Consider the following 22,187-nt stretch of genomic DNA (forward strand, 5'->3'; position numbering starts at 1 on the left):
GCACGTGCTGGCCCCTGACACCATCACACTGCATGCTCTATCGAAAGGTAGAAACACCACTCAAACGGACTTGACCCCTTCGTGGTCCTACTGCTAGTCGGCATAGGCCTGTTTATGGTGACTAGTACAACAAAGTTTCCCATATTTGTCCCTCTTTTTATGGGACTTGTATGCACAATCGCAATTCTCACCTCTGGGAAGCCCGATCCTGCTGAATGTAGTAAGCCCGATCCTGCTGAATGTAGTGACGTAAACATCACGAAACAGGCGGAGTCCGAACAAAAAGGGGTCGGTTGGATTATGAGGCTAACCCCCGTTCAGGTCGTTAACTTGGTCATAGCGTGGCGGGCTTCGGGAAAAATAAAAAGCACTTGGGAAAAGGGGTGACTAGGAGATCTGGGGGAATGGTTGACATTATTCATGAAGCTCAGGACGCACACCTGTGCGCCCTATTCATCAAAGCCCACGGACACGGTGGAGACTACGAGTACGCGCGAGACGGCTCCAACAGCGCAGTCAAACACCTGCAAGCAATACTGGCAGAACTGCCCGCTACTTCCCCACCGGCCCGCGATGCCGGCATACTCGCTAAGTTCGTGCGTGCAGCACAGAGGAATTTGTCTCGGCAACGCCCTGACACAAACCGGTAGTATCACACCAAAATAACCATCATCGTTGCAACGACCCCTAGAATCCGCCCTGCTTGTTTAATCCATGAAAAGCCGTCAAAATAGAGATAGCCCTTTTCCCATAACCTATCTCCCTAGGACGCTCCCCATGGACTATGTCTTGGCTCTCGGCGAAAACCCCGATTTTCCTTTGTGGCTTCGCGCGACGCACCTCATCAACTTTGTACTCATCGGCATGCTCTTGCGCTCCGGGCTGGAAATGCTTTCTTCCATGCCGCGCCTGTGGTGGCGCAATGACTGCGCGCCTGGCACCGAATGGCTGCGTTTTACCAAGCGCAAGCTGCCCAAGGAAGAGGGCGTATATACCTCTTTGATGGACGAGCTTTCGTGGTCACCGGTCGTGGCGCTGCCGGGCCGCGAAAACATTGGCCTGGGCCGCCACTGGCACGGCCTTTCGGTCATGCTGTGGGTCCTCAATGGCCTGGTGTACGTCGTGCTGCTCTTTGCCACCGGCCTGTGGCAGCGCCTCATCCCCACCTCCTGGGACATCATCCCGGAGGCGTGGGATACCTTCAAGGTCTATATCAGCCTCAGCGCGCCCGGCATCGAGCACTTCACGCCATACGATGCCCTCCAGCAACTCGCCTACGCCTTCGTCATCTTCATCGTTGCGCCCTTCATGATGGTGACCGGCCTGGGGATGTCGCCGGCCATCCGCGTGCGCTTCCCGTGGTTTGTAAAGATGCTGGGCGGCCACCAAGGTGCGCGGTCGCTGCACTTTATCGGCATGGTCTTGATGTCCGCGTTCATCCTGGTCCACGTGGTGCTGGTCTTCTTCGTGCACCGCGAGTACAACATGGTCCACATCGTCTTCGGTGACGTCTCCACCGAGCGCTATGTGCAGGCCTTTACCACCGTCGTCATCACCATCGTGGCGGTCATCATCTTCTGGATTGCCCTGTCCTATTGGACCTTGGCGGACCGCGTCCGGGCACATAATTTCTTGGTCTCGTTCACCGAAATCGGCCGCAAGCTTTCGCTGAACCACTTCCACCCGCGCAAGCCCAAGGAAACCAAGGACTCGCCGATGCCCATTTCCTCCTTCCACTGGACCAACGGCCTGCCGCCGACGGAGAAGGAGTCCCCGGAGTGGACCGAGTACAAGCGCAATGGCTGGGAGGACTACGCCATTACCGTGGCTGATGATGTCAACGGCACCGAAAAGACCGTCACCCTTGAGCAGTTGCGGGAGCTGCCGCAGACATCCTACATCGCCACGCATACCTGCATGCAGGGATGGTCTGCGACCTCCAAGTGGGGAGGGCCCAAGCTTGCCGATGTCCTCGAGCTACTCTGCCCCCGCCCCGAAGGCGCCAACTACGTGCTCATCGAGTCCTATGGCTTGGCGCAAAAGATGTACGATAACCGCCCGCGCGAGCCTTTCTACGCGGCCTTCGATATCGAGACCGCCATGGAGGATCAGTCAATTTTGGCGATTTCGCGCAATGACCAGGACATCGATCTACACTTGGGCGCCCCAGTGCGCGCCCGCGTGGAATCGAACCACGGGTATAAGGCAGTGAAGTGGGTATCGCGGATTGCCTGGATTGGTGATTACGCCGACTACGGCGATGGCCGCGGCGGCACCCGCGAGGATTCCGCGCTCCAAGCCTTCAACGGCCGCATCTAACACCGAAGGATTAGAATTTGTTTCTATGACTGATAAATCTTCCGTCACCGAAACCCGCATCGCCATCGATGGCATCCGCAATGACAATGACGTGCGCAAGTGCCTGCAAAAGCTCTACGGCATCTTTGCCGATACGGGAATGGGCCAAGCCACCTTCGAGATGACCGGGGATGCCACCGCGGATGTCGTCATCAAGCACGCTGAGTCCGTCTCGGTGGACCCGGAGGTCATTGATGCAGCGGTGCGCAAAGCGGGGCCGTACCGCCTGGCCTAATCGATGCGCGGCGGCTCGTAGCCGTCCTCTTTAAGCCACGCGATATGCGGTGGGGTATTCATCCCCCACTCGCTGCGCGCCCACGCGAAGGTCTGGCGTACCTCGGCCTCGGAATAACCGCCATCGCGCAGGTACTGCCGGAAGCCATTCGGCCCGGAATCCTTGATCCAGAGCCAGACGTAGTCGTCGAGGGAGTCATCGGCAAGCAAGCTTTCTAAGCCCGCCGGAACGAACTCGCGCTCGGCGCGCACGCGGTCCGCCAAGTCCTCGTCGAGGAAATCGTAGAGGTAGTCCATCGCGTCTTCGAGCTCGGCATAGTGTCGTGGATCCATGGGCTAAATCTCCCGGTGCTTAGTGCCGATGACCATGCGGTCGATCTCTTCCAGTATCTCATCCACGATGGCCGGATTGAAGGCCCGATCCTTGCGCAGGACTAGGAGCTCGCTCTGCGCGGCGTTAAGCGCGGTGCGCCGGGCCTCCAGCGCGACGCGGCGGGCCTCCTCGGCGCGCTGCTTGCGCTCGTCGTTATTCTCGGCGGGGTTTTCGCCATCACCCAGGCGGTCCTCAAACCACTGGATGACGTTGGCGGAAATTTCCGGATCGACAGTTTCGGCCTCGCCGGTGGCATCGTCCTCGGGCCGGAATTGCGATAGCGCATCGATGCTGGCGGCGCGCGCCCGCGAGACCACCGCGGCGCGCATCTTATCGTTGGCGGCCTGCGAGGCCTCAGTGAGATCGAGCTGCCTCATCAGCCACGGCAGCAGCAGGCCGGGCAGCACCATGGTGACCAACAGGACGGTCAGGGCGATAACGGCCAGCTCGTGGTGGAAGGCGAAGACGCCGGTAGGAATGGATAGAACCAGCGCCAAGGTCACCAGGCCGCGCATGCCGGACCAGGTCATCAGCAATACCTCCTGCATCCGCAGCGGAGCAACGTGCGGGCGCCCGCGCGAGACGTTGAGGCGGTAGTAGAAGAACATCCACACAAAACGCACCACGAAGGCCACCAGCGAGAGGATCACGCCAACCATGACCGAGTGCCACAAATCCGAGCCGACCTCCGCGATGGCCGTATTAACCGTCAGCCCGATTAGGCCGAACGCGACGCCGGTAAACAGCAGCTCCATGGTCTCCCAGAAAGACTGGCCGGAAAGCCGGTCCTCGGCCTGGATATCAGCGCGCGAGTTGAGCTCGACGGCGGCGATGACCACGGCGATAACACCGGAGGCTTTTAATTCCTCGGCCACGAGGAAGGTGGCGAAAGGAACCACCCAGGTCAGGGCGTTGCGCGCGACCACATCGTGGACGCGGGTAATAAACAGCGCCGTCAGCCGCCCGATGAGCCAGCCGATAGCAAGCGCGACGACGGACGAATAGAGGAAGCTCAGCACGCCGCTGCCAAAGGAGATATCGCCGCCCTGGGTCACGGCGGCGAGCGCGAGGTGGAAGGCGACGATGGAGGCGGCATCATTAAACAGCCCCTCCGTTTGTAAGGTGGTGATGATGCGGCGCGGGATGCCGGCGGGCTCGGCCACCGCATCCACGGCCACGGGGTCCGGCGGGGCGATGGCCGCGCCGATGAGGATGGCGGCGGCGATGCTAATCCCCGGCAGGAAGGCGTAGGCGGTTGCACCCACGGCGAGGGTGGTGGCAACAACGAGGAGCACGGACAGGCTCAGGATGGTCACCCACTGCCCGCGAATCACACCCCAGGACGTGCGCCGCGCCAGCGCCCACAGCAGCGGCGGCAAGAAGATGGGAAGGATGAGCTCGGTGGGGATGTCGAATTGCGGCAGCCCCGGCACGAAAACGGCGCAGGCGGTAATAATCGTCAGCAGCGCGGGCCAGGGCAGCCCGACCCTATCGCCGATCGCAACGACGAAGACGGTCAGCAGCATGAGCCCGATGAGAACCAGTAAAACTTCCATGGGCTCGATAGTATTACGCGCGCCAAATATACGGCTCGCGGCTCAATTCCTCCGGCCGGAATTGCGCGAGGAGCTCGGCGGCGGTCTCCGCCTCATAGCCCAAAGACTGCGCCAGCTGCTTGACGATGCCCCTCGGCTCCCCCATATCCCGCATCGTCACCGCGCCATCGCGCTTGGCCAGGCGCTTGCCCGCGGTATTCAGGACCAGCGGCACGTGCACGTAGCTCGGCGGTGCAATCCCCAATAAGGAGGCCAGGTAGGCCTGGCGTGGGGCGGAGGATAAGAGATCGTCGCCGCGGACCACCTGGTCGATACCCTGGTAGGCATCATCAACGACCACCGCCAGGTTATAGGCCCAGCCGCCGTCCTGCCCGCCGCGGCGCAGGATAAAATCATCGACGTCACCGGTGTACTCGCCGTGCAGGGCGTCGTGGATGGTGAAGATGGAGACGTCTGCGCGCAGGCGCAGCGCCGGCTGACGGTTCTCGGCGGCGAGCTGGGCGCGTTTGGTGGCACGTTGGGCATCGGAAAGCCCACGGCAGGTGCCCGGGTACTGGCCCGGAATGGCGTGCGGGGCGCGGGAGGCTTCGCGGGTATCCTTGCGCGAGCAGTAGCACTCGTAGACCGGCAGCTTCTGGAGCGCCGCGGCATAGGCGGCCTCGCGATCCTGCTGGTAGATGACCTCGCCATCCCACTCCAGCCCCAGGGCCGCAAGGTCCGCAAGCTGGCGCTCGGCCGCCGCGCGGGAGGAGCGCTGCTTATCGATGTCTTCCACCCGCACCACAAACCTGCGCCCCGTCGACCGCGCGTAGAGCCACGCCAGAAGCGCCGTGCGCAGGTTGCCAAAGTGCAGATCGCCGGAAGGGCTCGGGGCGTAGCGGCCCGCCCCGGTGGTCGCGGAATTCATATTCCCAGCATACGGTTTGGCACAATGGTGGGCATGGAAAAATCCCCCTCCTATCAAGTGCGCTTTATCCCCGTTCATTCCACTCTTTACCCCTGGCTCGTCACCATTTTCGTCGTGACGTTTTTGATTTCTAATATCAACGCCACCAAGGGCGTCCAGCTCGGACCGCTCGTGACCGATGGCGCCTTCTTCCTCTTCCCGCTGGCCTATATCGTCGGCGACGTTTTATCCGAGTGCTACGGCTTCAAGTCCACCCGGCGCGCCATCTACATCGGCTTTGCAATGGCACTGCTCGCCGTAGTGTGTTTCTACATCGCCATCTGGCTGCCCGCGGCGGATTTCTATGAGGGCCAGGAGGCCTTCGCCGCCACGCTGGGCCTGGTGCCGCGCATCGTTTTGGCCTCCCTGGCCGGCTACCTGGTGGGCCAGCTGCTCAACGCGTGGACGCTGACCGCAATGAAGAAGCGCAGCGGCGAAAAGGGCCTTTTCTCCCGGCTGATCGCCTCCACCGTGGTGGGCGAGTTTGGCGATACCTTGCTGTTTTGCGCCATCGCCGCGCCCGTCATCGGCATCGACACCACGAGCGGGTTCATCAACTACGTGGTGGTGGGCTTTGTGTGGAAGACGCTGATTGAGGTCGTCCTCTTGCCCATAACCTCCACTGTTATCAAGCTGGTGAAAAAGCGCGAAGATTACCGCGCCTTCGACGCCGCGTAGTAGCGGCCCAAGAATTCATCGCGGTAGTCCTCGTAGTAGCCGCCGTTGATGGCGGCGCGAATATTATCTACTAGCCGCACCATGAATTCCACGTTGTGGATGGTGCACAGCGTGCCGGCCAAAAATTCCTTCGCCTTGAGCAGGTGGTGCAGGTAGGCGCGCGAGTAATTCTCCGTGACGTAGCCGCCAAATTCCTCGTCGATGCCCTTGAAATCCCGCTTGAACCGCGCATTGGTGAGGTTGAGGCGGCCATCGAGCGTGTAGACGCCACCGCGGCGAGCCAGGCGGGTCGGCGCGACGCAATCGAAGGTATCGGCGCCGGCTTCGACCGCGGTGAAGATGTCATCGGGCTCGGAGATGCCGAGCAGGTGGCGCGGTTTATCGTCCGGCAGTTCGTCGCACACCCAGCCCACGATGGTGCCCAGGTTCTGCTTTTCCAGCGCGCCGCCGATGCCGAAGCCGCCGAAACCGCGCTGACCCTTCTCCCGCGCGGCGCGGTCCAGGTCCAAGAGCCCGCGGGTGGCCTGGCGGCGCAGGTCCTCGTATTGCGCGCCCTGCACCACGCCCCACAGCGATTGCTTCGGGCGGTGGTAGCGCTCGCGGGTGAGCCTGTCATGTTCCTCTAGGCACCGCTGCGCCCACCGGTGCGTGCGGGCCACGGATTCTTCCTGGTAGGTGCGCGAATCAATGAGCGTGGTCAGCTCGTCAAAGGCGAACATGATGTCCGCGCCCAGCCCGTGCTGAATCTGCATGGATTTTTCGGGCGTAAAGCGGTGCTTGGAGCCATCGATAATCGAGCGGAAATCCACGCCTTCCTCATCCACCTTGGCCATGCGCTCCCTTTTTGCGGCGCGAATATCCTTCTCGGTGAGATCCGCCAAGTCCATGGCGATGACCTTTTTAAAGCCCACGCCCAAAGACATCACCTGGAATCCGCCGGAATCGGTGTAGGTCGGCCCGTGCCAGTTCTCGAATTTCGCCACGCCGCCGGCCTCATCCACGATGTCATGGCCCGGCTGCAGGTAGAGGTGATAGGCATTGGACAAAATCGCCTGCGTTCCGGTGGCGCGAATCTGCTCCGGCGTCAACGTCTTCACCGTGGCCTTGGTCGCCACTGGGATAAACGCCGGGGTGGCGATATCTCCGTGCGGGGTGTGGATAATACCGCTGCGGCCATGCTTGCCGGGGCCTTCGGGCAGGCGCTTATCGATGTCGAAACTTAAGTCCTTCATTCCTTATTTTCCTCTTCTTCCCTGGTCTTCTGGCCGTCATCCGCGTGTTGTGCTTCCCATTCTTCCTCAAGCGCGGTGCCTTCGATGTCTACGGTGGGCAGGATCTTATCCAGCCACTTGGGCATCCACCACGTAGCACGGCCCATGAGGAACATGGAGGCGGGGACGAGGGTCATGCGGACAAAGAAGGCATCGAAAAGCACGCCCGCTGCCAAGGCAAAGCCGAAGATCTGGATGAACGGCAGCGGCTGGTTGATAAAGGCCACGAAGACCGAAATCATGATGATGGCGGCGGCCGTCACCACGCGCGCGCCCTGGGTAAAGCCGGTGATGGTGGCCTCATCGACAGCGCTATAGGGCCCCGCCGTGCCCTTCGGATGCCGCGCGATGTGCTCGCGCATGCGGGTGACCAGGAATACCTGATAGTCCATGGCCAGGCCGAAGGTCACGCCGATGAGGAAGATCGGCATGAACGATAGCAGCGGGCCGGGGCCTGGGACGAGGCCCCACAGGCCGTCTTGCCATACCAGCACCGTGAGTCCAAAGGCGCCGCCGACCGAAAGCAGGAAGCCGAGGCCCGCTACCAGCGGCACCAAGATGGAGCGGAAGACGACGAGCAGCAGCACGATTGCCAGCCCCACAACAATGCTCAAGTAAGGCGCCATCGCATCGCGCAGGCGCTCGGTAATGTCCAACTGCACGGCAGTCAAGCCCGTCAGGCCGATCTCGGTGCCGGTGGTGCCTTCGATCTCCTTGGTGGCAGAGCGCAGCGCGTGCGCGACATTAATGGTTGCGGCTTCCGTTGGCGAGGTTTCCGGGGTCACCATGATTTGTGCCGCGCGCTGGTCCTCGCTGAGTGCAACGATTTGTGCGTGCTTTACCCCGCCGAGCGTCTTCAGCTGATCCGCGGTGTAGAGGAAGGACGCCAGCGCTGCCTTGTCTTCGGCGCTGGTCGGCGCGGCGGCGTCTTCCTTGTCCTCGACCTCTGCGACGGGGGCGATTTCCGGCTCCGCTGGCTGTTCGCCGGGCTGATCCGCGGGGTGTTCCGCTGGCTGGTCGCCAGGCTGGTCAACAGGGTGTTCTGCGGGGTGATCACCGGGCTGGTCGGCTGGCAGGTCCGCCGGCTGATCGGGCGCCTCGTCGGGCGCGGGCTCAGGCGCGTTGTCAGGCGCATGATCCTCCGGATTATCGGCGGGTGGCTCGCCGGCGCCTTCTTCGGGTTCGGCTTCTCCGCCTTGAGCCGCCACCAATGGGGCGAGTGCGGCGGAATCGGCGTTGATGGTGTGGGCATCGACAACCGCGAGGAACGGCCCGTTGACGCCAGGGCCGAAGCCCTCGGCCATCAGGTCGGCAGCCTTGCGCTGGGTGGTATCGGGATTCGAGGTGGTATCGGCAGGCAGCGCCAACTCCATGTGGAGCACGGGGGCGGTCATGGCGCCGAGGGAGAGGACGACGAGGGCCATCGCCAAGCCGGGCACCTTTTGTACCAGTCGTACCCAGCGATGGCCCATGGTTGGGCCGCGGCGCACCTTTCCCTTGCGGGAAGGGTTGCCGGCCACGCCGGGGATGCGGCCGCTAAACGCCTTGTCCCCCAAAAGCCCGAGCATCGCGGGGATGAGCGTGAGGGAGACGAGGACGGCGATGGCCACGGTTGCGGCGGCGGAAAGCCCCATGGCGGTGAGGAATTCGATGCGTGCAATGAGCAGGGCAAAAAGCGCGGTAAAGACGGTGGTTCCGGCGAAGACCACGGAAGAGCCCGCCGTTCCTGCCGCCATACCGGCTGCTTCTGGGGCGGACATGCGGGCGCGCTCGGCGCGGTAGCGGGACAAGATAAACAGCGCATAGTCGATGCCCACCGCCAGGCCAATCATGATGGCCAGCACCGGCGTCATGTTGTTGAGCTCTATCCAGTGCGTGGTAATCAGCATGCCGCATGCACCCAGGCCGACCCCGATGACGGCGGAAATCAGCGGCATTCCAGAAGCGACCAGGGAGCCAAAGGTAAAGATGAGGACGAGGAAGGCCACGCCAAGACCGATGATCTCGGAAGTGGAGTTAACCCGAATCTCATCGCCAAACCCGGCGCCGCCGGCCTCGACGGTAAGCCCCTGCTGCCTGCCGATGTCCATCGCTTCCGTCACGATGTCCTTATCGGCCTGATCCACGCTATAGGGCGATTCGGCATCAAAATCGAAGGTGGTATAGGCAATGGTCTCATCCTCATTGACCATGGCGAGGTTATCGGCATCGGCACGCGCGGATGATTCCGGCAGCCCCATCTCCGTGAACTGGTGGACGACCTCGTCCTGCAGCCGCGGCGAGACCTCAAGCGGGTTGCCAAAGCGCATGGTATCGCCCATCTCCAGGTTGTCCTCGAGGTGGGAAATGACCGCGTTGATGGCCTTTTCATTGGCGGGATCCGAGAGCTTTTGGCCCTCCGGGGCTTGGAAGACCAAGTTCACCGATGGGGAGTTGGCGGGGTTTCCGCCTTCCGGGAAAAGGTCCATCGTCTTGTAAGTGGCATCGATGGACGGGGTGCCTTTGATAGCGAACTCGCTCGTCATCGGTTTCATCAACAAGGCGGTAGCGCCGCCGGCGGCGGCCAGTAGGACCACCCAGGTGACGATGACCTTCCATTTATTGAGGAATGACCAGCGCCCGAGCCGGTAGAGGAGTTTAGCCACGGGAAATGTACCTTCGCATTCGCGTAGTCGGACGGATTTAACTTCGCCCTAGTGTAGTTGCCGTGCCCCTTATTCCCTATTACTTAGCCGCCGGGCAGCCCGTATTCACAGACGATGCCAAGGCGGCGGGCCAAAAAGAACCGTGGCCATTCGATGCAGTCAAGGACTAGATCGGGTGGCCACGGCGGAGCGGCGTAGACAATGCAGCCGCGAGAGAGCGCTCGCTGTTTAAACGAACTTCGACAAGCTCAGACCAGGAAGAACGAGGTCAGAGAAGAAGGCGCTAATTTTCTTTACCCGCTCGATAACAGCAGCGATGGTCTCGCCTAGTGTGCCGAACGAAGAACCGTGGAAAGAAGAACCATCGGCTGCAGCGTTGTCGCCCGAAGGCTTCTTTTCTGGGGTTACCTGGTCAGATGGTTTAGCGTTTTCGGAGGCACCGTCGAATGCCACGGTGAGATCCGAGTTGGCATCGTCAAGCGGCTGCCCCACTGGGTACTTGCCCAAGAAGATGTCGGAGCCCGTCTGGGTCAGCGAGGTGGGGGCATCAGTTGTGGCATAGGTCTTGCCGGTTTCCGGTACCAAGGACTCAGTAAGCGTGAAGGTAGAGATTGCGGCGTCATCGCCAGACAATTCAACCGGCTTGTTCTTAAGCGGGCCCGAGGCGCCCGTAAGTTTATAATCCGCGGTGATGGTGGCGTTTTGTCCTGCTACTTCTACCTTGATATCCGAGAACGTGAGATCGACGCCGTAGGAACCATTAGGGCCGAGGCCTGGATAGCCTTGAATCTGCACGGATCCCTGAGTGTCAATAGTGCCGTTTCCCTCAGCATCCAGCGTGGTGTGGGCCGCATCGACCGGGAAGGTGAAGTCCTTTCCTACCTTCTCCGCGCCTTCGGTGGTATTGATGATACCTTTGGCAAGCGGGTTGGTCTCCACGTGGTGAATGAAGGATTCCTTGATGGGCCAGTTCAATTGGCCGGATTCCACGGCGGGGACATCGGCTGGAGCCTCATCGGCAGAGGCTACTGGGGCGCTGACGGCGCCAAGTGCAACCGCTCCAACGGCGATGACGGATGTTGTTTTCATGAATTTCTCCTCTTGAAAGCAGTGGTGAAGCTTTGCCTAAAATATTAGGCGAGCCTTACCTTATTTGGAAAATTAGAAAAAGTAAATCAGTGGCGCTTATCAAGCTCGGTGAAGATCCCCGAGTTGAAAGCAAATGCGCGCTGCGCCTCTGAGAGCAAAGCCTCGCGCTGCTCCGCAGTCAGCATGAGGCCGTCTAGGCGTTCGCGGTAGCCCTTGCGGTACGGCGGAATCTTGCCGATGGCACTGAAGTCATAAAAGTTCAGCGCATCCGGTTCGATGTCATAGAGGGTGCCGAGGCGCGCGGCAATCACCTGACCGCCGGAGACGTCACCGAGATACCGGACATAGTGATGGGCCACCACTTCTACCGCGCTGCCGGATACCCCTTCTAGGCGGGCAACGTAGGATGCTGTCGCCGGCAGGATCCGGATCTTTTCACGCCAGTCGCCGCCGACGAGCTCCGCCAGATCCGCCTCCAGAGCAAAGCGCCGCTCAAGGCGTGGATCGGCCACCGCACCGGCGATTGGAGTATGCGCCACACTGCGGACTGCACGCTCCAGAGACTCATAGACAAACCACAGCTGACCGCTTAAATCGGCGGCGGCCTCAGCGCTCAGCTGGCCCGACATGAGCCGCTGCATAAACGCCGAACCCTCCGCATTCTCATGGGCGTGGGCGGTCTCCTCACGCAATGCGACGGATAATGGTTTCTTGAGCGTCACAGTCACTGACTTCCTCCAAAGTAATGCTTACCTAATGTCCAAATATAAATTTAAGGTTAGGCAATCCTTATTTACAAGGCTTGTGGGAAGAAGTCAACCAAAAGAACTAACTCCCTACCCCACCGCCTGCGGTGCGCGCGGCTTCGGGATGCGGCTGCCGACACCGCCCGCGCCGCTGACCCCCTATTATCGGATCAGCAGCTTGTTATCGGTGGAGTAGAGCACGCACGCTCTCAAGGGCGCCCGACTTCATAAACGCCTGCCCAAGAATGGCAAACATGCTGCCAATGGTTGCCACGCCCAAGATGTAGTTCCACACCTTGGCGAAACTAGAACCGGAGGGAGTGTCCTTCTCTGGCTTATCAGTTCCCGGCTTCTTAGACTCCGAAGTCTCAGGGCTCTTTGGAGTCTCCGGCTTCTTCGGCGGTGCCGGGGTCTGTGAGGTCGCTGGTGGCTGCGGAGCTGGATTGTCCTTCGGTGGCTGACTTTGTGGCTGCTCTTCCTTTTCCGGCGCAGCTACCGGCGGCTGCGGAGCAGGTTCGTTCTGCGGCATTTCATCCTTCTTTTGGCCGCAACCAGGAGAAACCTTGAGGGTTAGGTGGGCATCATCAAGCTCAGGCTTGTTCTCTGAGCTATACATGCCCATGAAAAGTTGGTCTACGCCCTCGATTTTTCCATCTTTTGTCCCCTGCTGCTCCTTGTACCGCACATCGCTGGCAGAAAGGGTCAGCGTGTCTCCCTCCTTGGTCCATCGCGCCGTGCCGTGGCCAAAGATCCCATCCCCAGTGCGCTTATTAGCGTCGATGTGGTCGTCCACGGTGTATTGAAGCATATTCTTACCCTCTACGTGATAGACCTCGTAGCCGGAACCGAGCTGGGCTTCATTACCGGAGGTCTTGATGAAAGGTGCCACTACCGTGGAATGCAGAGCTCCGTGGTGACCGGTGAACGTTATCGAGGAGTCTTTGCTCTCGATATTGGACGACACCACATTGCCCTCCTCATCTACCGTTACCGTAGAGGTTGCAGGATCGACCTCGAAGCCGAAAGAGAAATCCTTCCCCTTAGGATCACCGGTTTGCGTCACTGGGCCACTAGTGGACCAATCACCAGCAGCAAAACCGCTTTTGAGGTAGGAACGCCACGAGTGCTTAATTCCCCAGTTCAAGGAACCGGATTCGATGGTGCAAGTTTCTTCCGCAGAAGCGTGTGGCACGGTGAGCGCGGTCGCCGCGAGAGCGGTGACCACTACTTTCTTAAACATGGAAATCCTCCAATTTATGTGAGAAGAGTGGGTTGATGGTGGGCGTGGCACGCTGTGGATGTACCTGCAGCCCATCGACGGATATCGGCCAGCCATACACTTGAGACAATGTTGGACTGGTAAAGACCTCATCTACGCGCCCTTGGGCTGCTACTCCCCCGCACGACAGGCATACGAGATGATCGCAATATGCTGCTGCCGCGTTGAGGTCATGCAGCACCACGAGGACGGCGACGCCTGCCTCGCGGGCAAGGGCTTTTACTGAGCCCAACAGTTGTTCTTGGTGCCGGATATCCAGCGCGGCCGTTGGCTCATCCAGCAAGATCACCGGGGTATTTTGGGCAAGCACCCGTGCGAAGGCCGCGCGGGCGCGCTCACCACCAGACAACGTGCTGATGTCTCGGCCCGCTAGGTGCGCGACGCCGGCGGCATCGAGGGCGGCGTCAATAAAGTCATCGTCGAGATCTGCGTAGGCAGTTCCTTCCCACGGGCGGCGCCCCATCGCAACGACATCGCGGACAAGGAATTCGAAGGACACCGAGACGTCTTGGAGCATCACCGCACGCGTGCGCGCGAGCTCTCGCGCTGGCGCCTTGGGCGATAACCCACCCACGGTGATCTCACCGGAATAGTCGATATCTCCAGCCACGGCAGCTAGGACGGTGGATTTTCCGGCGCCGTTCGGACCGATAAGTCCTGTAACTTCGCCCGCTTGAGCAGTGAAGGACACCTGGTCCACGAGGGTGTGCTCCCCCACGCGAACGGTTAAGTCTTTAGCGTTTATCATCAGTGCACTCCTTTGCGCATCATGCGGCGCAGCAAGATGAAGAACGTTGGCCCACCCACCAGGGCGGTGAAAATGCCGATGGGAAGATCCGCAAAAGAAATCATCGTGCGCGCTGCCACGTCGGCGAAACCAATGAGTACAGCGCCGCCAAGGGCGGAAGCCGGCAGCAGGATGCGGTTTTCTGGTCCGACGACGCTGCGCAGCAGGTGGGGAACGATAAGTCCTACAAAGCCAATGAGGCCGGCGAAGGAAACGGCCGCGGCGGTCAACACTGCCGATGCCACGATCGCCACGATGCGCAGCCACGGCACGTTCACGCCGGTATGTGCGGCGGCGCGCTCGCCGAGCGCGAGGACGTCCAACTGCTTGCCCAGGCGCAAGGCCACTGCGAGGCCAACCACCACGATGGGCAGTACCGCCCAGACGTGTTTCCACTGCGAGCCGTTGAGGGAGCCCATCTGCCAGAAAATGATCGCTTCGCGGTTGGCGGTCGGCGCCAAGTACACCATGAAAGAGATGATGGCGTTGCATACCGCATTGATGGCGATGCCGGTGAGAATCAGGTGCACCACGGCAACCCTTCCGTTGTGGCGCGCAAGCTGATAGATAATGAAGGTAACCAGCAGCGCGGTAAGGAAGGCTGCGGCGGGAACGGTAAAGGTACCGAAGAATTCGATATTAAAGACGATGACTACGGCCGCACCAACGCCCGCACCGGAGGTAACGCCGATAATGGAGGGTTCTGCCAGGGGGTTGGCGAACACCGCCTGCATCAGCGTGCCGGCCACGCCCAAGGCCGCACCCACCACGAGCCCCAAGACCAAACGCGGTAGGCGAATGTCCCACACCACGCTTGCGGTCAAGGAATCCTCCCCGTGGCCAGCTGCCAAAATGGGGAAGAGATCAGACAGCGGTACATAGTATTGCCCCAGCACGACGGAGATGAGCGCCGCGAGCACGGTGAGAATCCCCAGGAGTACGAATACCCAAGTGCGCTGCGTGCGGCGGCGCGCGAAGGTGTCCGTGCCCTTACTCATTGTCCGGGTCATACACAGCCTTTGCTAGCTTCACCAGCGTTTGCCCTGTCATGGGACCAAATGCCAACGATTGGCCGTCCGGGATAGTCACGATGCGCTTCTTCTGGCCGGCGGTGGTCTGAGCAACGCCGGGCCGCTCCAGCAAGCCGTCAATGCCGCCGGTGGATTCCAGGCCATTAGTCATCATGATGATCACCTCTGGATTGATGCGCGCCAGCGCCTCAGCATTAGCAGGTTCTGCATGGGAAAGGTTGTTTTCTGCAGCCAGATCCACGCCGCCGATGCCTTCAATCAGGTCTTGCGCACCGGTACCGTCACCCATGATGAAGAAAACGCCGCCGTTTCCGCGCGCATAGAGAAACGCCATGCGCATCGGATCATCGGGAACCAACTCTTTGATGGCTCCCTTTGCCTCGTCGATTTCCTTGGTAGATCGTTCGGCTAGCTCACGTGCTTCGTCGGGCAAGCCGAGGGCATCGCCAAGCGTGGTGATGTCCTCGCCCACCGAATCGATGGTGCGCTCAGGTTCCATCACCACGGTGGTGACACCCGCCGCCCGGATTTGATCGATGGCATCGCGCGGGCCAATGGAGTGATCCACAATGACGAGCGTCGGCTGCAGCTCCAGCACCGCCTCCACGTTGATATTGTGGCCGCCTTCGGTCACCACCGGGAGATCCGCCAGGTTGGGCTCGGTAGAAGAAACTGTGCGGCCGACGATATTATCCGCAAGCCCCAAGCCGCTAAGAGTCTTGGTATAGGTGCCATAGATATCCAACGCGAGGATGCGGGAGGCATCAGTGACAGTGACGTCATTACCATCGGCATCGGTAAGCTCCACCGGAAGCGCCGGCTCTGCCTTATCAGTAACCGGCTCGATATCGTCAAAATCCTTGACATCGCTGACACCTTCAAAGGATCTGGGGTCCGAGAGATCGGCGGGATCCGGTAGCTGATCGGTATAGCTTCCCTGCACACCGCACGCGGTAAGGCTGAAGATGCACAGGAATGGCACGAGGAAACGAAGAACGAGTTTCACGGCAATCTTTCTAAGAGTTGTTCATGACAAGCCGACTGGTGGAGCCACCGGCGATGATCAATCCGACGATGAAGAGCAGTAGATAGGTGGTCGGGTTATCTAGGCCCCCGCCGGGAGACGTCGCGGACTTGACCTTGAATTTGTTCGATCCGTCCTCGTATCCCTGCCCCGAGTCACCGGCTAGCGCTGAGTCCCCGGCTGCGGCATGCGCGCCGCCTTTGGAACCAGAGCTGCCCTTTCCGTTTCCGCCCGCGCCTGATCCGTCGGATCCGGAACCTGAGCTAGAACTGCCGCCACCGGATACGGCGCCGCAATCAGCGCTTCCGCCCAAGGTGGCGTGGAAGCTCAGCGGATCCAACTGGGTGCCTGGTTCATAGAACTCAGCGAGTGCCTGGGAACCGGCCTCAGAAAGCGATACCGCAGCTTCACCGGACACTTCGTCCGTGCCGACGTCGAGGGAATTAAAACTCAAGGTGCCAATAACAGTGCGCCCAAAGTCTTTCTTCTTGCCTTCCATATTGGAAGAGCGCACGTCAGCGATAAGCTCGCCAGAATTGCCGTTGAAGGTGATTTCCAGATTGGCGATGTTGAGGTCCAGCTTGCCGTGGTGCCCGGTGAACTGCATGCTTCCGCCATATTGCACGGAGCCCGCGCCATCTTTTACGGCACCGGAGTTACCCGTGAATTGGAAACGTCCATTGTCATAGCCAACACCAGAGAGATCCCATCGGCCTTGGGCAATGGATCCGGTGATATAGGACTGGAAGGATTTCTTTAACCCCCACTGAGCAGTGGCTTGCGTAACCCCAGTGGCCTCACAGACAGCATCGCCCCCGCCAGATGCTTCCGCACCTGAATTACCTGAGCCCGGGGCACCGGAATTCGCAGTTCCAGAGTGCGAAGGACCAGATCCCGCTGCTTTGCCAGTTCCTGAGGCACCGCCGCCTCCGCCCGAACCAGAGTTACTCGGTGATGAATTTCCCGCTGCAGAGTTAGTAGAAGCCGAGTTTCCTCCAGTGGAGTTCGACGTACCCGAAGCAGAACCATCCGAATTCGAGTTCGATCCGCCCCGATCGTTGAAAGACTCCAACTCATCCAGGAACGCCTGGGTATTGCCCATGAACGTAGTAATCCCGTTCATCGTGTCATTGGTTTCAGACAGGATGTCCATTGCTTCCTTGTTAAAGCCCGTGAAGGAACCCGTAATGGACGTCAAGGGACGCTTCTCACCGGAACCGGAGCCAGATCCGGAACCAGATTCGGAACACGAGCCATCAAGCGCAATGCCGCCAGAGGACGGATCTAAGGCTTCACCTGGCTGGTAGAAACCGGTGAAAAACTTGGCCCCGCCAGAGGTCAGAGTGGTAGATCCAGACAAATCAACCTTTCCGGCACCATCTTTGACGGGGTTGGCCAGATTAATGGTGGCGATTACCTCATCATTGCCTTGGATCTTTTTACCGCGGCTGAGTTCTTGGCGGTTCATTTCATAGGAGACGTAGTCCACGGAAATCTGCGCCTGCTTACCAGAGGCCTTGACCTTGAAGTCCGACATTGTCATGTCCAAGACTCCATCGTGGCCGGTAAAGCTCAGCGTTCCATTGAACGGAATCGTGACGTTCCCACCAGACGCATCGGGCTTTCCTGCAGTAAAGACGAACGCACCATCGCCCCGTTCGTCGCCCGTGAAGCCAATGCCGTTGGCACCCCATCCACCGTGGGCGATATTGCCTTTGACGTAGCTGCGGAATGACTGCTTGATGCCCCATTTCCATGTGCAGGATTCATCTGCGTGGGCAACCGGGGCAGAAGACAAAAGTGGGGCGAATGCCGCGACGAGGAAAGCAGCGACGATAATACCGAATGCCGACTTCCACAGTTTTCCAATCATGTTGAGAACCTTGTTTTCGTGCCTAAAAATGTTATAGGGTAAGCTTGCCTAAGTGAAGTAAGTGTATCCTGACCTAACTTCTTTTGATTGTCAATAAACCACCCCCTATAAGAAACAAAAATGCACAACGACCCCCGCAAAGACATCTTCAACAGCATCTATCCAGATGTCGATCCCACACAGAACTTCCCACTCACGATCGGTGAACGCTTGTCCTTAGCGCTTTCCGTCGGCGTATTCATGTTCGGCGGCGTAAGCGGCAACCTGCTCATTGCGGGTATCGGTTTGGCCTTTGTGGTCGCCTGTTCCTTGGCGCTTGCACGTAAAACGCCGCGCCGCATCCGTGCAGAGGCGCGCAGCCGATTCCCCCGGGAACCGTGGGCCGAACAACCCAGCCTTCTCGTACCCGCCGTATGGATCGTCATCGCAGTAATCGCTGCCCTGGCGTGGTGGTTCACCCCCGTGAAATACCTCGCGTGGAGCGCGGGCGCCATGGCCGTCATCGCTGCCGTCGTGACGTGGTCCCTCCCCACCCTGCAGCGCCGCCGCGCGCGGGCTGCGCGCACAAAGCACGACGCTTAAGTCACCCCAAAACTCCCCGCCAGAGAAAACTAAAATAGGCCCCAACCTGCATCAACAGGTCGGGGCCTTGCGCGGTGGCGGCGGGATTTGAACCCGCGGTTGGGGGTTACCCAACAATCGCTTTCGAGGCGATCACCTTCGGCCGCTCGGACACGCCACCGCGTTCCAGATTACGGGAGGACCCCCGATGCAACAAAATCGCCGCGCCGGCACTAAGCCAGCGCAGCGATTTCGCTATGAAGGGACTATAAAATTAGTCCTTCTTCAGGCCACCGATGATGTCGTTGGCCTTGTCCTTGATGCTGTCAGCAGCATCGGACAGCTTGTCCTTAGCCTCGGAAGCGACCTGGTCGGCCTTGCCCTCGTTGGCTACGTCTTCGTTACCGGTTGCCTCGCCGAAAGCTTCCTTTGCCTTGCCTGCGAGGTCGTCCTTCTTGTTTTCCAAATCGCCCATTTTCTCTCTCCTTAAATGAGTCGCTTACAGTGTGACAGCTACTATACCCACTTTTCGCGCAATGTGGTGAAAAATTTTTCCAGCAACGCCACGCAGTCTTTTTCGAGGACGCCACCGCGGACCTGAGGGGTAAAGGGCGCGGTGGGGGCGCGCAGGACATCGATAAGCGAGCCGCACGCACCCGTCTTCGGCTCAAAGGCGCCAAAAACCAGCGAGCTCACCCGGGCGGATTGCAGGGCACCGGCGCACATGGCGCAGGGCTCCAAGGTGACCACGAGCTCGCAACCGGACAGGCGCCAACCATCGCCGTGGATGCGCACCGCCTGGCGGATGGCCTCGACCTCCGCGTGGGCAGTGGGATCGCGCAATTGCTCGCGGCGGTTGACGCCGGTGGCGAGCTCGCGGCCGGTGGCATCGTAAAGCACAGCCCCAACCGGCACATCCCCGGCGGGGGTCTGGCGCGCCACCGCGAGGGCGCGCTGCATGCGTTCCTGCGCGCGCTGCAGGGGCTTAGGCGTTATCAATGACGTCTTCTAGCTCATCCCCAAAGCCCAGGTCGCCGGCGATGCGCAGGAGCATATCGGAGGGCCAATCGTCCTCATCGTCGATGATGTAGCCCACCTGATCCTCGGATAAGCCCAGGTCAGCGAAGATATCGAAGTCGCCTTCGCCATAGGGTTCGGCCTCTTCCGGGTCCACGTCTGGGATCTCGTAGTCATTGAGTTCCATGAAATCCGCGGCAAAGTCATCATCAACGCCATAGGTGGCGTCCGAAATTAGCATTTTCACCCCGCCGGGCACGGGCCGCACGGCAATGAAGTAGGCGTCCTCGACGCAGAGAAGGGCGAAAGCTGCGCCTTCGGAGCGCAGGGCGCGTACCGCGGTGATGGAGGTTTGCGGGTCCTCAAAGTCATCATCGAAGCTGCGCACGACCCATTGTCCCTCGTTGCGGGCGACGGTAACCGCGAAAGAGTAATTTTCGTTGCTCATACCTCGTGAGATTAGTCGTGTTGTGCCACAATTGTCACCGTGAGTTCTCAAGATGTTCAACGCCCCATCTGCATTATCGGCCTCGGCCTCATCGGTGGTTCCTTGCTGCGCGATCTCGCGGGCTATAACCACGACGTATTTGGATACAACCACTCGACTTCCGCCGCCCGCACCGCAGTCAAGCAGGGCTTTGACGTCAATGATGACTTGCCGGCGGTGCTTAACCGCGCCGAGATTGAAGAGGCGCTCATTGTGATCGCCGTTCCCATGACCGCGGTGGGCAGCGTCTTGGATGCCATTCAGGAACACGCCCCTAGCTGCGGCATTACGGACGTGGTCTCCGTAAAGACTCCCGTGCGCCAGCAGGTCTGTGACCGCGGCATGGAGGATCGCTACGTTGGCGGGCACCCCATGGCGGGCACCTCGAAATCGGGGTGGGATCACTCCCAGACGGGGCTTTTCCGCCGCGCCGCGTGGGGCATTACCTACGATTACGCCGCCGAGTATGAGGCGCGCGGGGAAAAGATTCCTAAGAAATGGATTGAGACTTTTACGGACGTCGTGCGCATGACCCAGATGGTGCATGCAGAGGCCGTGCCCATCCGTGTGGCCAACCACGATGCGGCGGTCGCTCGCATTTCCCACCTGCCGCATATTTTTGCGGAGACTCTGGCCATGGTGGGCGATAATGGCGGCATTTTGGCGCAGTCTCTAGCCGCCGGTTCCTTCAAGGATGCGACCCGGGTGGCCGGAACCCGCCCGGATCTCGTGCGGCAGATGTGCGAGACCAATGCCCCGGCCTTGGTGGAGGCCTTGGATGAGGCGCTGGAGTTGCTTCACGATGCCCGGGAGAAGCTCGCCGCCCCCGAGCCTTCCATCGCCGAGCTTGCCGATGCCGGCTACCGCGCCCGCACCCGCATCGAAGCCAGGTCGGGCGCGCGCAAGGAATCGGTCTCCCCGGTCAAGATTTCCTCCCGCCCGGTGCTGCGCCTGCACCCCGGTGGCCCGAAGTGGGTGGCGCAACTGCGCCAGACCGAATCCTTGGGCGGGCGCATCGAGATTTTTTAGCGGCGCGACTTGCGGGCGGCACCGTTGCCAGCACCGGTAGCGAAGGTGCGCGCGGCCGCCGCGGCACCGATTAGGCCAATGGCCGCTACCGTGAAGTAGATCCACGGGCGGTCGCCGCTGGTCTGCGGCGTTGCCTGCGGGGTAGGCGTGGTCTCCGCGGTCAAGACGGCATCCTTATCCTTACCGCTAATCACGCCGTCTACCCAGTCCTTGGTGCCGGCAAGCGTGGTGATAGCCGCGCTTGGGGAGGGCAAATCCGGGTCCGCATTGGAGGTACCCGCGGTCGCTAGGCCCGCAAGCTTTCCTTTAACAAAGAACGGTCCGCCGGAATCGCCACCCTGCATGCCGGCATTACCGGTGGAGTGGACATCGAGGATCGGGCTGCTGATCATCGGGGCCATGCCGCCTTGGCCAGGCTGCATTACTTCCCCACCGTTGCCGTCAGGCTTGACGATTTGCGGCTGCTCAGCACCCGGCTTGGTGGCACTAGGTGAGACCACCTTGGGCTTATCCGATCCCGAACCAGATCCCGGCATCATGGCGCCAGGCATGGCCTCTTCGGCCGGCACGGACTCATAGCCTTCAGGGACCTTCATGCCTGCATCCGGCTTGGAGCCGCCCGGCATCATGGCGCCAGGCATGGCTTCCTCAGCGGGCACGGACTCGTAGCCTTCTGGGGCCTCTTTATCGGCGCCTGGCTTCTGTGCGGCGTCATCGCTTGGCCCGCCGCCTAGAATTTCGGAGACCTTCATCTCTGCCATCGGCAGCTGTCCCTTGCGCGCCATGGAGGAGCTACTGCTCCAGCCATACAGGGTACCAAGGTCGCCGGTCTCTGGAATATCGGTAGAGATCTTGGCCGGCTTGATATCGGTGACGGGCTCGGTGAGGTGGAGCAGTCCGGCATCGGAAAGCGGGGATAGCGCCCACGAATCCGCGTCATAGACCTTGTCTCCCAGGCGGGCCTGGGTGCCTTCGTTATTGACGGACTGCAGGCAGTGGCGGGCGGTAAGCACCCACTGCTTATCCACGAGCGTGCCGGTGCAGTCACCGAAGTTGCCTATGCGGCCCATCTTGAGCGCGGCGACGGTCTGGGACTCGGCGTTATCGGGGGCGGGTTCGCCGTGCTCAAGGGCGCTGGCGGGGGCCGCCAATATCCCGATGATGCCGGCGGTGGTCAAAGCGGTAGCAAATTTACGCGACATG

21 protein-coding genes and 1 tRNA gene are annotated in these 22,187 nt (G+C 60.5%); 5 read left to right on the forward strand and 17 right to left on the reverse strand.

The window, feature by feature from the left end; genetic code table 11:
• Positions 1 to 777 precede the first annotated feature (777 nt).
• Entirely contained in the window at positions 778 to 2,319 is a 1,542-nt protein-coding gene (locus tag ABRP64_RS09960; protein WP_284771132.1) for a molybdopterin-dependent oxidoreductase, read from the forward strand.
• Between the two features lie 25 nt (positions 2,320 to 2,344).
• Positions 2,345 to 2,593, forward strand: a complete 249-nt coding sequence (locus ABRP64_RS09965) for a hypothetical protein (protein WP_284785516.1) — start codon at positions 2,345 to 2,347, stop codon at positions 2,591 to 2,593.
• On the opposite strand, the gene ABRP64_RS09970 is transcribed toward ABRP64_RS09965, so the two are convergent.
• From ABRP64_RS09970 to gluQRS, 3 genes are read right to left on the reverse strand one after another with little or no spacing between them, the layout of a single operon-like run.
• Positions 2,590 to 2,925, reverse strand: a complete 336-nt coding sequence (locus ABRP64_RS09970; protein WP_023029973.1) for a hypothetical protein — start codon at positions 2,923 to 2,925, stop codon at positions 2,590 to 2,592. The two genes, ABRP64_RS09965 and ABRP64_RS09970, sit on opposite strands and share 4 nt — an antisense overlap.
• A 3-nt stretch (positions 2,926 to 2,928) precedes the next feature.
• Positions 2,929 to 4,521 carry a cation:proton antiporter gene (locus ABRP64_RS09975; protein ID WP_284771133.1) on the reverse strand — a complete coding sequence of 531 codons (1,593 nt, stop codon included), beginning with the start codon at positions 4,519 to 4,521 and terminating at the stop codon, positions 2,929 to 2,931.
• Between the two features lie 13 nt (positions 4,522 to 4,534).
• A complete protein-coding gene (gluQRS, locus tag ABRP64_RS09980; protein ID WP_349866332.1) occupies positions 4,535 to 5,428 on the reverse strand; it encodes a tRNA glutamyl-Q(34) synthetase GluQRS in 894 nt (297 codons plus the stop codon).
• Between the two features lie 24 nt (positions 5,429 to 5,452).
• On the opposite strand from gluQRS, the gene ABRP64_RS09985 reads away from it, so the two are divergent.
• Positions 5,453 to 6,145, forward strand: a complete 693-nt coding sequence (locus ABRP64_RS09985; protein ID WP_349866334.1) for a queuosine precursor transporter — start codon at positions 5,453 to 5,455, stop codon at positions 6,143 to 6,145.
• On the opposite strand, the gene tgt is transcribed toward ABRP64_RS09985, so the two are convergent.
• From tgt to ABRP64_RS10030, 9 genes are all read right to left on the reverse strand, one after another.
• Positions 6,121 to 7,377 carry a tRNA guanosine(34) transglycosylase Tgt gene (gene tgt, locus ABRP64_RS09990; protein ID WP_284796866.1) on the reverse strand — a complete coding sequence of 419 codons (1,257 nt, stop codon included), beginning with the start codon at positions 7,375 to 7,377 and terminating at the stop codon, positions 6,121 to 6,123. The genes ABRP64_RS09985 and tgt overlap by 25 nt on opposite strands.
• Positions 7,374 to 10,061 (reverse strand): MMPL family transporter, encoded by a 2,688-nt coding sequence (locus ABRP64_RS09995; protein WP_284852580.1) that lies wholly within the window; start codon positions 10,059 to 10,061, stop codon positions 7,374 to 7,376. The genes tgt and ABRP64_RS09995 overlap by 4 nt, the downstream gene beginning before the upstream one ends.
• Positions 10,062 to 10,289: 228 nt before the next feature.
• A complete protein-coding gene (locus ABRP64_RS10000) occupies positions 10,290 to 11,150 on the reverse strand; it encodes an HtaA domain-containing protein (protein WP_284771137.1) in 861 nt (286 codons plus the stop codon).
• Positions 11,151 to 11,236: 86 nt separating this feature from the next.
• Positions 11,237 to 11,878, reverse strand: coding sequence for a biliverdin-producing heme oxygenase (locus tag ABRP64_RS10005; protein WP_284771138.1), 642 nt, complete (start codon positions 11,876 to 11,878; stop codon positions 11,237 to 11,239).
• 199 nt (positions 11,879 to 12,077) lie between these two features.
• The gene (locus tag ABRP64_RS10010) at positions 12,078 to 13,136 is read right to left on the reverse strand and encodes an HtaA domain-containing protein (protein ID WP_284771139.1); all 1,059 of its coding nucleotides are present in this window, start codon (positions 13,134 to 13,136) and stop codon (positions 12,078 to 12,080) included.
• A complete protein-coding gene (locus tag ABRP64_RS10015; protein WP_284771140.1) occupies positions 13,129 to 13,923 on the reverse strand; it encodes a heme ABC transporter ATP-binding protein in 795 nt (264 codons plus the stop codon). Before ABRP64_RS10015 ends, ABRP64_RS10010 begins: the two co-directional genes overlap by 8 nt.
• Entirely contained in the window at positions 13,923 to 14,972 is a 1,050-nt protein-coding gene (locus tag ABRP64_RS10020; RefSeq protein ID WP_410758063.1) for a FecCD family ABC transporter permease, read from the reverse strand. The genes ABRP64_RS10015 and ABRP64_RS10020 overlap by 1 nt, the downstream gene beginning before the upstream one ends.
• The gene (locus tag ABRP64_RS10025; protein WP_284819641.1) at positions 14,953 to 15,999 is read right to left on the reverse strand and encodes a heme/hemin ABC transporter substrate-binding protein; all 1,047 of its coding nucleotides are present in this window, start codon (positions 15,997 to 15,999) and stop codon (positions 14,953 to 14,955) included. Before ABRP64_RS10025 ends, ABRP64_RS10020 begins: the two co-directional genes overlap by 20 nt.
• Positions 16,000 to 16,009: 10 nt before the next feature.
• Positions 16,010 to 17,890 (reverse strand): HtaA domain-containing protein, encoded by a 1,881-nt coding sequence (locus tag ABRP64_RS10030; RefSeq protein ID WP_284783676.1) that lies wholly within the window; start codon positions 17,888 to 17,890, stop codon positions 16,010 to 16,012.
• Positions 17,891 to 18,010: 120 nt separating this feature from the next.
• Here ABRP64_RS10030 and ABRP64_RS10035 point away from each other — a divergent pair, with 120 nt between their 5' ends.
• Positions 18,011 to 18,472, forward strand: a complete 462-nt coding sequence (locus tag ABRP64_RS10035; RefSeq protein WP_284783674.1) for a hypothetical protein — start codon at positions 18,011 to 18,013, stop codon at positions 18,470 to 18,472.
• Positions 18,473 to 18,544: 72 nt separating this feature from the next.
• Here ABRP64_RS10035 and ABRP64_RS10040 read toward each other — a convergent pair.
• The 4 genes from ABRP64_RS10040 to ABRP64_RS10055 all read right to left on the reverse strand — a co-directional run bounded on the left by ABRP64_RS10040 (position 18,545) and on the right by ABRP64_RS10055 (position 19,916).
• Positions 18,545 to 18,632: transfer RNA gene (locus ABRP64_RS10040), tRNA-Ser, on the reverse strand.
• Between the two features lie 93 nt (positions 18,633 to 18,725).
• Entirely contained in the window at positions 18,726 to 18,926 is a 201-nt protein-coding gene (locus ABRP64_RS10045) for a CsbD family protein (protein WP_005276418.1), read from the reverse strand.
• A 41-nt stretch (positions 18,927 to 18,967) separates the two neighbouring features.
• Complete coding sequence (locus ABRP64_RS10050) at positions 18,968 to 19,450, reverse strand: nucleoside deaminase (protein WP_284783787.1); 483 nt, start codon at positions 19,448 to 19,450, stop codon at positions 18,968 to 18,970.
• Positions 19,437 to 19,916 (reverse strand): tRNA adenosine deaminase-associated protein, encoded by a 480-nt coding sequence (locus ABRP64_RS10055; RefSeq protein ID WP_023029959.1) that lies wholly within the window; start codon positions 19,914 to 19,916, stop codon positions 19,437 to 19,439. The genes ABRP64_RS10050 and ABRP64_RS10055 overlap by 14 nt, the downstream gene beginning before the upstream one ends.
• 39 nt (positions 19,917 to 19,955) lie before the next feature.
• Here ABRP64_RS10055 and ABRP64_RS10060 point away from each other — a divergent pair, with 39 nt between their 5' ends.
• Positions 19,956 to 20,984, forward strand: a complete 1,029-nt coding sequence (locus ABRP64_RS10060) for a prephenate dehydrogenase (RefSeq protein WP_284783784.1) — start codon at positions 19,956 to 19,958, stop codon at positions 20,982 to 20,984.
• Here the strand turns inward: ABRP64_RS10060 and ABRP64_RS10065 are convergent.
• Positions 20,981 to 22,186 (reverse strand): trypsin-like serine protease, encoded by a 1,206-nt coding sequence (locus tag ABRP64_RS10065; RefSeq protein WP_284783782.1) that lies wholly within the window; start codon positions 22,184 to 22,186, stop codon positions 20,981 to 20,983. The genes ABRP64_RS10060 and ABRP64_RS10065 overlap by 4 nt on opposite strands.
• Position 22,187: the final 1 nt, after the last annotated feature.

The organism is Corynebacterium sp. KPL4015, from assembly GCF_040225725.1.
GTDB lineage: Bacteria > Actinomycetota > Actinomycetes > Mycobacteriales > Mycobacteriaceae > Corynebacterium > Corynebacterium rhinophilum.